At 65.9% G+C, this 12601-nt stretch carries 10 protein-coding genes; 1 reads left to right on the top strand and 9 read right to left on the bottom strand.

What is annotated here, in order from left to right; all coding sequences use genetic code 11:
• Window positions 1–43 precede the first annotated feature (43 nt).
• From LAQ58_RS15715 to LAQ58_RS15675, 9 genes are all read right to left on the bottom strand, one after another.
• Window positions 44–1300: a trans-sulfuration enzyme family protein gene (locus tag LAQ58_RS15715; RefSeq protein ID WP_224448383.1), complete on the bottom strand. Its 1257-nt coding sequence runs from the start codon at window positions 1298–1300 to the stop codon at window positions 44–46.
• Window positions 1301–1488: 188 nt separating this feature from the next.
• Window positions 1489–3288 carry a phenylalanine--tRNA ligase subunit beta gene (gene pheT, locus LAQ58_RS15710; RefSeq protein WP_224448382.1) on the bottom strand — a complete coding sequence of 600 codons (1800 nt, stop codon included), beginning with the start codon at window positions 3286–3288 and terminating at the stop codon, window positions 1489–1491.
• On the bottom strand, window positions 3288–4790 hold the full coding sequence (gene pheS, locus LAQ58_RS15705; protein WP_224448381.1) for a phenylalanine--tRNA ligase subunit alpha: 1503 nt from the start codon (window positions 4788–4790) through the stop codon (window positions 3288–3290). The genes pheT and pheS overlap by 1 nt, the downstream gene beginning before the upstream one ends.
• Before the next feature lie 309 nt (window positions 4791–5099).
• Window positions 5100–5804 (bottom strand): ABC transporter ATP-binding protein, encoded by a 705-nt coding sequence (locus tag LAQ58_RS15700; protein WP_224448380.1) that lies wholly within the window; start codon window positions 5802–5804, stop codon window positions 5100–5102.
• A gap of 112 nt (window positions 5805–5916) precedes the next feature.
• Window positions 5917–6672, bottom strand: coding sequence for an ABC transporter ATP-binding protein (locus LAQ58_RS15695; protein ID WP_224448379.1), 756 nt, complete (start codon window positions 6670–6672; stop codon window positions 5917–5919).
• The gene (locus LAQ58_RS15690) at window positions 6669–7712 is read right to left on the bottom strand and encodes a branched-chain amino acid ABC transporter permease (protein ID WP_224448378.1); all 1044 of its coding nucleotides are present in this window, start codon (window positions 7710–7712) and stop codon (window positions 6669–6671) included. The genes LAQ58_RS15695 and LAQ58_RS15690 overlap by 4 nt, the downstream gene beginning before the upstream one ends.
• Window positions 7713–7845: 133 nt before the next feature.
• The gene (locus tag LAQ58_RS15685; protein ID WP_224448377.1) at window positions 7846–8760 is read right to left on the bottom strand and encodes a branched-chain amino acid ABC transporter permease; all 915 of its coding nucleotides are present in this window, start codon (window positions 8758–8760) and stop codon (window positions 7846–7848) included.
• A 3-nt stretch (window positions 8761–8763) separates the two neighbouring features.
• Window positions 8764–10065, bottom strand: a complete 1302-nt coding sequence (locus LAQ58_RS15680; RefSeq protein ID WP_224448376.1) for an ABC transporter substrate-binding protein — start codon at window positions 10063–10065, stop codon at window positions 8764–8766.
• 244 nt (window positions 10066–10309) lie between these two features.
• Complete coding sequence (locus LAQ58_RS15675; protein ID WP_224448375.1) at window positions 10310–11467, bottom strand: NAD(P)/FAD-dependent oxidoreductase; 1158 nt, start codon at window positions 11465–11467, stop codon at window positions 10310–10312.
• Between the two features lie 123 nt (window positions 11468–11590).
• On the opposite strand from LAQ58_RS15675, the gene LAQ58_RS15670 reads away from it, so the two are divergent.
• The gene (locus LAQ58_RS15670; RefSeq protein WP_224448374.1) at window positions 11591–12583 is read left to right on the top strand and encodes an ornithine cyclodeaminase family protein; all 993 of its coding nucleotides are present in this window, start codon (window positions 11591–11593) and stop codon (window positions 12581–12583) included.
• Window positions 12584–12601: the final 18 nt, after the last annotated feature.

Here is a 12601-nt window from a genome sequence, read left to right as displayed (position 1 = left end):
AAGCGAAACGGCGAGACGACCGGAAATACCGTGACGATCCGACTCAGTCGTCGTCGGACATCGCCGCCGCGTCGCCGCCGGCCACCGAGTGCGACGCGAGTGCCGCGAAGCCGGCCTCCAAATCCGAGACGAGGTCGTCGACGTGTTCGACGCCGACCGAGAGACGAATCAGGGAGTTCGAGATGCCGAGTTCGTCGCGTTCAGCCTGCGACAACGGCGAGTGCGTCATCGTCGCCGGGTGTTCGACGAGCGACTCGACGCCGCCGAGACTCACCGCCAACGAGAACTCCGAGAGGTGGCCGAGGAACTCGGCGGTGCCGTCGAGGTCGGCGTCCAATTCCACGGAGAGCACGCCGCCGTAACCGGACATCTGCTTCTTCGCGAGTTCGTGCTGCGGGTGGCTCTCCAGACCCGGGTAGTGGACCGCCCGCACGCGTTCGTGGTCCTCCAAGAACTCGGCGACTTCCATCGCGTTCTCGTTGTGCTGGCGCATCCGCAGCGGGAGCGTCTTCGTCCCGCGAAGCACGAGATACGAGTCGAACGGCGAGAGCATGTTCCCCATGCCGACGCGCTGGAGGAACGCGATTTCTTCGGAGAGGTTCGGACAGTCGGTGATGGCCGCCCCGCCGAGCGAGTCGCTGTGGCCGTTAAGGTACTTGGTCGTGCTGTGGACCACCACGTCGGCACCGAGTTCCAGCGGGTTCTGACACGCCGGACTGAGGAACGTGTTGTCGACGCCGAGCAGCGCACCGTGTTCGCAGGCGACTTCGGCGATGGCTTCGATGTCGCAGAGCCGAAGCAACGGGTTCGTCGGCGTCTCCATCCAGACGAGCGCCGTCTCCTCGCGCATTGCGTCGGCGACGACGTCCACCTCGCGAGCGTCGACGAACGAGACGTCGACGTGGAGGCGCCCCTCGAACAACCGAGTCAGCATGGTCCGCGTCCCGCCGTAGAGGTCGTCGAAGGCGACGACGTGGTCACCGGGTTCGACGGCGGCCATCACGGTGGCGACGATAGCCGCGGTACCGGAGGCGAACGCGAATCCGTACTCGCCGCCTTCGAGCGCCGCTAGTCGGTGTTCGAGCGCGTTCCGCGTCGGGTTCGAGAGCCGAGAGTAGAGGAACTGTCCCTCGTCAGGGTCCAAATCTTCGAGTCCCACGTCCGGATTGATATCGGGAATCTCGTACGTCGAACTCAGGTGGAGGGGAACGACAACGTCCTCGACGCCTTCGGCGAGACGCTGGTCGCGTTCGCCGTGGGTCACCGACAACGTCTCAAATTGTTTTTCGTGAGGATTCATGACGCCCCAATGTGGGACAATCAGCCACATATATCCACCGGAGCCTGAAATTCCCAAGAAGAATATAGAAGAAGTAGATATTCGTTCGAGTTATTTGGATTCAGCCGGAGAGAAACGGTACGGGGTTCAGCTACAGTTGCTGCGAAAGTTGAAAGGGTGAGTCGTCGGAAAGGAGAGAGAAGAGCGACCTACTGCAGCGCCGCCAACTCGAACTCGAACGCGACGACGGGCAGTTCGAGGTCGTGTTCGACCAGCACTTCCGGATGAATTTCGCCGATTATGCCAACACTCTCGCCGTCGACGGTGACGGCGGCGGTTCGACCGTCGATGAACGACGGATGCTCGGCGGCGGGCGTCTCCAGTTCGACGCCGAAGTCGCGGCAGAGCGCCTGCAGTTTGGCTTTCGCGTCCTCGTAGGTCGCGTCGTAGCGCGCGAGGACGCCCGCGACATGGTGGCTCTCGGCGACGCCGGTGTTCTCGCTGTCGTCCTCGTGGGCGACGAAGCCTATCTCGGCAAGTTCCTGCGGGTAGGCGCGGTGAGTGTTATTCTCCAACACCGTCATCAGCGACGGCAGCGCCCACGTCCGAAGCATCGTGTAGTCCTCGCTGTAGGGTTCGACGATGCGAACCGGCGGCGTCGCGCCGAGAGCGACGTCGCCATCGTCGTCGACGCCGTCGTCAGCGTCGTACTCGACGCTCATCCGGTCGTAGTTCGTCACCTCGTCGGTCATGTGGAAGTTCAGCATGTCCTCGAAGCCGAGACCGACGAGTCGCTCGCGTACCGCACGTTCGAGGTCCGAGCGGTCGTGGCGGCCGCCGACGGTCCCCACGTCGGGGTAGCGCGGCACGAGCGTGTTGAAGCCGTAGGCGCGACCCACGTCGTCGACAAGGTCGACCGGATGCAGCACGTCGACGCGGTACGGCGGAATCTCGACCTCGTAGCTCATCTCGTCGCCCAGATTCGTGGTGGCGCCGAGGCCGGAACGCTCGAACAGGTCGACGACTTCCTCGAAGTCGAGGTCGGTCCCCAGAAGCGTCTCGATGCGGTCGTGTTCGACCGTCTTGGTGTCGACGTCGAAGTTGGGTCTGACGAGCGTCCCGTCCGCCGTCTCGACTTCGACTTCCTCGATAGTCCCACCGCGCGCCGACAGCGCGTAGCAGATGATGTTGCACATCTTGTCGATGGTCCACTGGTCGGTGCCGGTGAGTTCGACGAGCAGGTCGGTGGAGTCCTCGTCGACCTCGGTCCGGCGGCCGTTGATGACCGGCGGGAACGAGAACAGGCCGAGTTCGTCGTAGATGGCCGGGTAGCGGTCGTAGTCGGCGACGACGTCGGCGTACTTCTCACCGGTTGGGTGCCGTTCGAGCACCTCGGCGGGCGTCAGCTCGGCGTCCGAATCGAGCGGGACGAACCGCTCGCCGTCGGGGTCGACCCCGCGGTAGCTGATGGAGTTACCACTCGTTCGCGGGGTCGACTCGCGTCGCTCGTTCACCTCCTCGGGACTGCTCTCGGCCCCGACCTCGCGCTCGCCGAGGTTCGCCCCCTTCAGCATCACGAGGTCGTGGATGCCGATGGCGCCCTTGACGCGCTTTCGGCCCATCGTCGCGTGCAGTTTCTCCTGCAACTGGATGAGCGAGTCGAGCGCGTCCTCGTCCAACTTGACGCCGCGGACGATAGCGCCCGTCACGTACGGCCGCTGTTCGGGCACCGATTCGTCGACTTCGATGGTCCAGTCCGGCGAGTTCGTCTGCGGGACGTACACCCCGCGGTCGTCGCCGTACTGGTAGCGGAGCGACCGGGCGACGCCCTCGACCGAGAGGCGGTCGAGGCGGTCCGGCCCGAACTCGAACTGCAGGAGACCGTCTTCGGTCTCGCCCTCGTACTCGAGGCCGAGCGCGAACAGGTCGTCTTTGAGTTCGTCGTCCGATTTCTCCTCGTGGCCGGTCAACCGGCGAAGTTCGTCCGTGTCTACATCTACGACTGGCATTAGCGAATCACCTCCGCGTTCCGCAGGAAGTTGAGGTCGGCGAGCGTTCCGTGCAGGTCGCGGATGTCCTCCGCGCCCGTGACGAGCATCGCGAGGCGTTCGAGCGCGAGGCCCCACGCCATCACGTCGCAGTCAACGCCCAGGGGTTCGAGAACCTCGGGGCGGAACATCCCCGAGTTCCCGATTTCGATGAGTTCGCCTGTCGTCGGGTGGCGACCGAACAGCTCGAAACTCGGCTCCGTGTACGGGTTGTAGTGCGGCTTGAACTGGATGTCCGTGATGCCGAACTGGCGGTAGAACTCCTCGAACGTCCCCATCAGGTCGCGGACGGAGAGATCCTCGGCCATCACCCAGCCCTCTATCTGGAAGAACTCGAGCAGGTGGGTCGCGTCGAGGGTGTCGTTTCGGTACACCTTCTCGACGGAGAAGTAGCGCTGCGGCGGCTCTAACTCGCCCTCGGCGTACCCCGAGAGGTAGCGCATCGACAGCGACGTGGTGTGCCCGCGGAGGTCGATTTCGCGGGCGACGTCCTCGGTCCACGGCGAGTGGTAGCCGTCGCCGTCGTCGCCGACGCCCTCGCGGTGGGCGGCTTCGACGCGGTCAAGCAGGTCCTCGGGAATTTCCTCCATCGGCGGCACGTCCAGCGCGAACTGGTCCCAGTGAGTGCGCGCCGGGTGGTCCTGCGGCATGAACAGGCAGTCGTTGATCCAGAACTCCGAGTCGGCGTGGGGGCCTTCCATCTCCTTGAACCCCATGCCGACGAGCGTGTCCTTGACGCGCTCCGCGGTCTGTCGGAGCACGTGTTCTTTACCGCCGCGCTCCTCGGGTGCGTCGGCTTCGACGTTGTACTCGGCGAACTCCACGTCGCGCCACTCGCCGGACGTGAGCATCTCGGGGGTGAGGCGGTCTACGGTCTCGGCGACCTCGACGCCCTCCATCATCGCGGTCACGCCGTCGTCGGTGAGGACGACTGAGCGAACCGTCGACTCGTTTCGGTCGACGAGGCCGCGACGGTCGAGTTCGTCGAGCGTCTCCTCGTCGTCGACGGTCTCGCCCTCGGCGAGCGCGGCCAGCGCGGCGGCCTCTGCGTCGGCGTCGGGGTCAGCGTCGTCGTCGACGACTAACTCGCCGCTGTCGATGCGGCCGTACCCCTTCCGTGCGAAGTTCGACAGCGCGATGTCGACTTCAGGTCCCTGAAGCTCCGACGCGCCGATGACCTGTCCCATTGGGACCGCGTCGTCGGCACCGCCCGCATCGACGGCGGCGCGGTAGAGGCGGACCTCGGGCAGGCCCGCCTCGACGTACGTCTCGCCCTCCTCGGTGAGCGTCGTCGTCGTCTCGGTCCGCTCTTCGATGGCGACGAGACCCTCGTCGCGCAGGTCGAAGGCGGCACGCGTCACCGTCTCGGGTTTCAGCCCTGTCTCGTCGGCGAGTTCACCGACGGGCGTTTCGTCTGTACTCGCGGCTTCCAACACCGCGACCTGTGATTCCGGGAGTCGCATGCTGTGTACTGAGTTGTCGTGGACACCGTTTGCCCGCTTGTTAGCAGTTCCGAACGCTCGTCGTCCGCAACGACCTGCGGACGGTCGACGGCCTACGGACGACCGGCCGACCCGAGCGGTTTCGTCGCCGCCGACGCCCTCGCGCCGTCGGAGAGTCCGCCGCTCTCAGGCGGCCGTAAAGAAGAAGCCGAACCCGCGAAGCGACTGCTGTGAGAGAGTCGTGCGTCCGAGTCGGGGTTCGGATACCATGTGCGCCAGAATGTGACAGTCGAGTAAAAGCGTTGCGAGGTCCGCGAGCGGCGGTCCGGACTAGCCGCCGAGGAACTGGTGGCGGACCTCCTCGTCGTTCAGAAGCGCGTTGCCGGTGTCCTCGTAGCGGTTCTCACCGCTCGCGAGCACGTAACCGCGGTCACAGCGCCGCAGAGCCTCCTTCGCGTTCTGCTCGACCATCAGCACGGCCGTACCGGCTTCGTTGACCGCGTCGATGCGGTCGAACATCTCGTCGACGAGGTCCGGTGCGAGACCGGCCGAGGGCTCGTCCAACAGGAGGAGGTCGGGGTCGAGCATCAGCGCACAGCCCATCGCGAGCATCTGCTGTTGTCCGCCGGATAGGGTTCCCGCGGTCTCGTCGAGACGGTCGGCGAGAACCGGAAACCGGTCGAACACGGCTTCGCGGCGTTCATCCGGCGTACCGTCGAGGATGTACGCTCCGAGTCGGAGGTTCTCTGCGACGGTCAGCGAGGGGAAGACGTTCTCGGTCTGCGGGACGTAGCTCAATCCTTGATGGATGACGGTCTCGGGCGGGAGCTCCGTAATGTCGACGCCGTCGAACGTGATCGAACCCCCCATTCGGTCGGCGATGCCGAAGATCGCCTTCATCGCCGTGGACTTGCCGGCGCCGTTCGGACCGACGACGGCGACGTACTCGCCGGAGTCGACGCGGAGGTCGACCCCCGACAACACCTGCAGGTCGCCGTACCCGGCGTCGAGATCCGAAACGTCGAGCAGGCTCACGTCACGACCTCCGCCGGCCGCCAGTCGTTGCTCTGACAGTCTTTCCAGCACCTGGTGCTGTGCCGGTACAGTCGGGTTTCTGCACTGTCGTCTGTGTCTTGTAGCTGCATAGTCACTCTCCGAGATAGGCATCGATGACGCGCTCGTCGGACAGCACTGCCTCGGGCTCTCCCTCCACGAGGAGGCTCCCCTGTTGCAGGACGACGAGGCGGTCGACGAGTTCGACCAGCGTCTCGAGTTCGTGTTCGATGACGACGACGGTCATACCCTCGTCGTTGAGATCGCGGATACGGCCCGCAATCTCGCGGGTCAGCGTGGGGTTGACCCCCGCAAACGGTTCGTCCAACAGGAGCAGCTCCGGGTCAAGCATCAGCACCCGAGCCAGTTCCAGCAGTTTTCGCTGGCCACCGGAGAGGTTGCTGCTATACTCGTCGGCCAAGTGGCCGAGTTCGAACGCCTCGATGAGTTCGTCGGCGCGCTCGCGAACCTGACGCTCGCGCTCCTGCATCGAGTCGGTGTGCAGAAGCGCGGGAACCGTGCGTTCACCCGGCTGGTCGGGCGCAGCCAGGCGCACGTTGTCCCGGACGGTCATCGTTTCCAGTTCCCGAGTGAGCTGGAAGGTTCGAACCATGCCAGCTCGGGCCAAAACTTCCGGCGGATCGCCGGTCACGTCTTCACCGTTGAAGGTGACGCGACCGCTGTCGGGCACTACGACGCCGCTCACGCAGTTGAAGAACGTCGACTTGCCGGCGCCGTTCGGCCCCATCACGCCGACGAGTTCCCCTCGGTCGACCGAGACCGACAGCTCGTCGATCGCGCGAAGGCCGCCGAACTCCTTGACGAGACCGTCGGCCCGAAGCACGCTCACGAGTCGACCCCCAGTTCCCTGGCGTCGCCCCAGATGCCGGCCGGCCGGTAGCGGATGATCGCCACCAGAATCATCCCGACGACGATGAGCCGAATGGAGGCAAACGCATCAGCGGACACGGGTGCTACGTCGAGAGCGAATCGCGACAACAGACGGAGCCCCATGATGATCGCGAGGCCCGCCAACACCGCGCGGTGGTTCGACGCGCCGCCGAGCAACATTCCGATCCACACCGTCACCGTCACGTGGATAGTGAAAAAGCCCGGCGAGATTGCGCCGGTGTAGAGTGCGAACAGACCGCCGGCGAGCCCCGCGAGTGCGGCACCGTAGACGAACGCCTGCATCTTGTAGGTGAACACGGATTTGCCGACTGAGCGGGTGACGAGTTCGTCGGCGCGGATCGCTCGCAGTACCCGGCCGTACGGCGCCTCGGTCAACCGGGTCACCGCAGCGAACGCGAACGCGGTGATGCCGCCGAACAGCAACAGCGTGGCCACGAGCGTGGTGTCGCCGTCACCGGCGAGGTCCGCCACCGGCTGCGGAACGCCGAGAATACCGGTGTTGCCTCCGAAGATTCCCCGGAAGTTGACGAACAGCGTGTAGAAGATCTCTGCGGTCGCCAGCGTGGCGATGGCGAGAAAGTCATCGCGCAACCGGAGGGAGGTGGCACCGACAGCCGCGCCGAGGAGCGCCGCGACGAGTACGCCTGCCACTAGCGCCAGCGGCCACGGGTAGCCCAAGCTGATGCCGGCGAAGGAGTCCTGAGCCGACACCATCGCGACGGTGTACGCGCCGACGGCGAAGAAGACCACGTGGCCGAAGTTGACCAGTCCGGTGTGGCCGTACTGGAGATCGAGTCCCAGCACCAGCATCCCGTAGACGACGAAGAGGATGCCGACCTCGATGAAGACGTACAACGCGCCGGGTACTGACGCCACCAGTGGCGTCAGCGCGAATAACGCGGCTAGCAGAACGCAGCCGGCTCCGAACAGGAACGCCCACCCGGAGTCGTCCTCGGGGAGGCGGTCGGTGAGGCTCACGCGAGCCACCTCCAGTGGCGAGTGCGACTGTGGATAGGAGTGCGACCATGAAAGGAACCGACCGTGCTCGCGCACAGACACCGCCACCCCGTGAGTTCCGACCGTGCCGCTTGTGTGATCCGCGAGAGGTGACTCACGCCTCCCGCACCTCCTGGCCTGCGATTCCGCTCGGCTTGATGAGCAGGACGACTACGAGGATAAGGAACGCCACCGCCGAGGAGATTCCCGTCATCCCCGACGGGAGGAACGCGGCCGAGAGCGCCAGAACCAGTCCGATGATGTAGGAGCCGGCGATTGCGCCGTAAACGCTCCCGGCACCTCCGAGGATGGCTGCCGCCAGAATCTGCAGGATGTAGCCGAAACCCGTGTCGGCGTTGACGTTGGTCTGAACACCGACGAGAACGCCCGCCAGCGCCGCGAGTACCCCGGCCAATATCCAGACGCTGTCCCGTATCCGCTGGGTGTCGATGCCGCGGACCCGTGCGAGACTCTCATTGTCGCCCATCGCACGCATGGCGATGCCGACATCGGTTCGAGTCAACAGCGCGTGTAACACGAGGAAAACGACGACCGCGCTCGCGAGGACGACGAGTTGCTGGGAGGTGACGAACAGGTCACCCAGGAGGTTCACCGGGCCGACCGGGAGCTCCGGCAGGCCGTCGAACCGGTAGGTCGTGGTCTCGGTGTCGAAGTAGCGAGCACTCCGTCCGGCCGTCAGGCGGATGGCGTTGCGAAGCGCCAGTCCGAGACCGATAGAGGTCAGCAGCATCGGCACCGGGCCGGTGTCGTTGATGGGCGTGAAGAACGCCCGAGCGAGGACGAGACTGACGAGACCGCCGCCCGCCATCGCCACGACCGCCGCGACCGGTAGCGGCAACGGGAGCACTCCGACGGTGAGGATGGCGATGAACGCGCCGATGGTGAGGTACTCGCCGTAGGCGAAGTTGATCATGTTCACGATGCCATAGATCAGGGTGAACCCAATGGCGGCGATGGCGATGTACGAGCCCGTAACCAGGCCGAAGACGAGGTTCTGTGCGAGCCCCATAGATCAGTACTCGTCCTCGGGGACGAGTTCGCGAACTTCCTCGGCCGAGATGGTCGCCTGCTCGGAGAACTCGCCACCTTGGGCGACGCTAATCACCACTGGACCGAACACGTTTCCGAAGTTAGTGAAGTTCACCGGCGTCGCGGCACCTTGGTAGCTGATCTCTTCGTCGTTGGCCAGCGCCTCCTTCCCCTCTGCGAACGTGGCGACCTCGGTCCCGCCGTCACGGCTGACCGGGCCCAGATTCTGTTCGATTGCTTCGGGGGTCGCCTCGCCGGCCCGCTCGATGGCCAATGCGGTCACCTGCATGGCGTCCCACGCCGGAGGTGTCCACCCGTTGATCTCGGCGTCGCCGCCCTGTTCGTACGCGTCGAGGAACGTGTCGTAGGACGGCCCCCCCATACCGGGGCTGGCCGCCCACGCGCCGTCGAGGTCGCTCCCGACCTGTTCGGCGAGGTCGTCCTGAGCGAGCGGATCCGAGAGAATCGGCTGGCGGCCGTAGCCGCCGTCGGCCCAGTCGCTAAACAGCGTGATCGCGTCCTCGAGCGGGATGCTCACCGCGAACGCGCTGAAGTCGGACTGGAACAGGCGATCGAGCGCGGACTGGTAGTTGGACTGGCCTAAGCTGACCTCAACCTGCTCTGCGACGGTGCCACCGCCCTCCTCGTAGGCGCTAATAAAACCGTCCGCCCAGCTTCGCGCTCCTTCGGTGTTGCCGTTGATGACGCCGATGGTATCGTGGTCCTGGTCGAGCGCGCGCCGGGCACCACCGCCAGTGTGGACCGTGTCGCCGATGACGGTCCGCCAGATCCAGCCGTCGTCGTCGAGATTCTCTGGAGTCCCCTTGTCGCCGCCTCGAGTGTCGAGGAAGCTCGACCCTGGCCACGGCGTTATAATCGGCGTCGCCTGCTCCTGCAGGAAGTCGAACAGTGGGTTGATCTCGCTGGAGAACAGGCCCAGTATCGCCGCGGCGTCGTCGTTTTCGATCAGCTGGGTAACCACCGACCGCGCCTCCTGCGGGTTGACGGCGGTGTCGCGCCGAGCTAACTCGAGTTCTCTGTCCAAGGGCCCCCCGGCGTCGTTGATGTGCTGGAGGGCGACGTCGGTCGCCTGCGAGACGCCCGGCTGGAGGAAGTCCCACTGCCCGGTCAGCGCTGCCGGCTGCCCGAACACGATGGTGTCCGAGCCGCCGCCGCTGCTGTTTCCTCCGAATCCGATACACCCCGCCGTGGCGACGAGCCCGCTCGCTCCAGTAACTTTGAGAAACGTCCGTCTATCTACACTATTCGTGCTATTGGGTGCCATGACGTTGGCTACTCTATACCACATCGGATTATATATCTACCCGTCCGTAGTCGGAGCGTCGCGTCCGCGTTGACTCGCTTTTAGCGACGTTGTCGAGTACGTTCTACTCGAGCGTCCGCCTCATGGCGATACCCCACTCGAGGAGATCGCGGCCGGACGAGGGGGAGGGTTTACGGCGAGAGCGGGTACTGCTTCTGGTAGCCTCGTGCGACGGAATCGGTAGTCGATTGCCACGGAGCTGCTGTCACGCCACGTTTCGTTCTGTGAGACCCTTGCCGCGCTCGAAGCGGTCGCTGCGAAGCAGGGAGATGTCGACGAGCGACGCCTCGCCGTCGAGGCAGAGTTCGGCGACGACGCGGCCCGTCGCCGGCGCGTGCTGGAACCCGTGTCCGGAGAATCCGATGGCGTTGACGAAGCCGGCGAGCGTCTCCTCGACGATGGGGTGGTGGTCCGGCGTCACGGCGTACAGACCCGCCCATCCGCGGACGATGCGCGTCTCGGGACCGAAGTAGTCGGCGCAGTCGGCGGCGCGCTCGACGGCCGTCACCGCCCAGTCGAGATCCATCGACTCGGAGAACCGGTCGGGGTCGACGGCCGGGTCGTCGCTGCCGAAGTGCCCGCCGACGAGCGCCTGCCCCTCGCGCTCGGGGCGGAAGTACGACCCCGTGTCGAGGTCGATAGTGAGCGGTTCGGACTCCGGAATCGGCGTCTCGGGTTCGACGACGGCGACCTGGCGGCGCCGCGGCGAGACGGGCAGGTCGAGACCGATCATCGCCGCGATTTCACCGGCCCACGCGCCCGCAGCGTTGACGACGTAGTCGGCGTCGAGCGTCTCGTCCGGCGTCTCGACGCCGAATCGGGGACTATCGTCGACTGAGCGACGTTCGATACCGATGACGGGCGTCTTCGTCCGGATATCGACGCCCGCCTCCCGGGCTGCGGTGGCGTACCCCTGAAGCGCGAGGTGCGGGTCCGCGAAGCCGTCGAGGGAAGAGTACGTGGCGGCGACGAACGCCTCACTCCTGAGGTGCGGCCACCGCGCTGCGACCTCGTCGGGCGAGAGTAACTCGTTCTCTGCGCCGCAGTCGTTCTGCATCGCCACCTGCTCTCGGAACGCCTCGGCGGTGTCGTCCTCGCGAGCGAGAAAGAGGTAGCCCGGCCGCCGGTAGGCGATGTCGACGCCGAAACGCTCCTCGAACGACTCCCACACCGGGAGACTCGCGAGCGAGAGTTCGACGTTCACGCGCGTCGAGAACTGCGTCCGAATCCCGCCAGCGGCGCGGGCGGTGCTGCCGCCGCCGAGCGATCCCGCCTCGCAGACGGTAACCGCTGCGCCGCGTTCGGCGAGCGCGTGTGCGCAGGACAACCCGACGATTCCGCCTCCGGCAACCACGATGTGCATGGCGTGCGCATCGGTGTCGTCACACAAGCGTGTTTCCCCCGCGTCCGGCGACTGCCCGAACCGAACGCCGCGAAAAACTGAACGCCGCGAAACGTTCACCACGTCGCCGGACGAACCGCCGCCATGGCTCTCGGTACGATTCGCGTGCTCTCGGACGACGACATAGCCCGTCTGCTCTCGCTTCCCGACCTGCTGCCGGTCGTCGAGGCGGCGTTCGTCAAGCAGGGCCGCGGCGAGGTGGAGCGGCCGCCGCGGCCGCACTTCCCCGTCGGAAGCGACGAAGACGGTGACGACCCCGCTGGCACGGCGCTGACGATGCCTGCGTATCTCCACGGCTCAGACTCCTATGCGACGAAACTCGCCGCAGTTCACGGCGGCAACGTCGAACGCGACCTGCCGACGGTCAACGCCCAAATCGCGCTGACGGACGCGAAGACGGGAATGCCGCTGTCGTACATGGCGGGGACGCGCGTCACGAACGCGCGAACCGGATGTATCGGCGGCCTCTCAGCGAAGCATCTCGCAGCAGAGGACGGAGTTCGTCTCGGCGTCGTCGGCGCGGGGACGCAGGCGCGCTGGCAGTCCCGCGCCGTCGCGGCGGCGACGACCCTCGAATCAGTGCGAATCTACTCGCCGAGCGAGTCGCGCGAGGCCTGCGCGGCGGACCTCCGAGAGGAACTCGCTGACGTGGACGTTCGGGCCGTCGATTCCCCGGAAGCGGCCGTCTCCGGCGCGAACGTCGTCGTCACCGCGACGACGAGCACCGAACCCGTCTTCCCGGGGTCGGCGCTCGACTCGGGAACGCTGGTCGTCGCCGTCGGCGCGTACACACCGGAAATGCGCGAACTCGACTCGGAGACAGTAGAGCGCGCGGCGCGCATCTTCGCGGACGTGCCGGAGGAGGCGGCGGAGACGGGCGACGTCGCCGACGTGGGGCTGTCGGAAGCGGACCTCACGCCGCTGTCGGACGTGTTCGAGGGGAAATTGGGGCGCGAGAGCGACGCGGAGATACTTGTCGTCGCGAGCGTCGGCACCGCGGTACTGGACGCGGCGACGGCGGCGCACGTGTACGAAGCGGCCGAGAGTGAGGACGCGGGGCGAGAAGTCGAACTGTAGCCGCGGCTGTGACCGCCC

The organism is Haloprofundus salilacus (assembly GCF_020150815.1).
GTDB lineage: Archaea > Halobacteriota > Halobacteria > Halobacteriales > Haloferacaceae > Haloprofundus > Haloprofundus salilacus.
The sequence above is the reverse complement of the archived record's forward strand: the minus strand, read 5'-3'. Positions and strand labels throughout refer to the sequence as shown.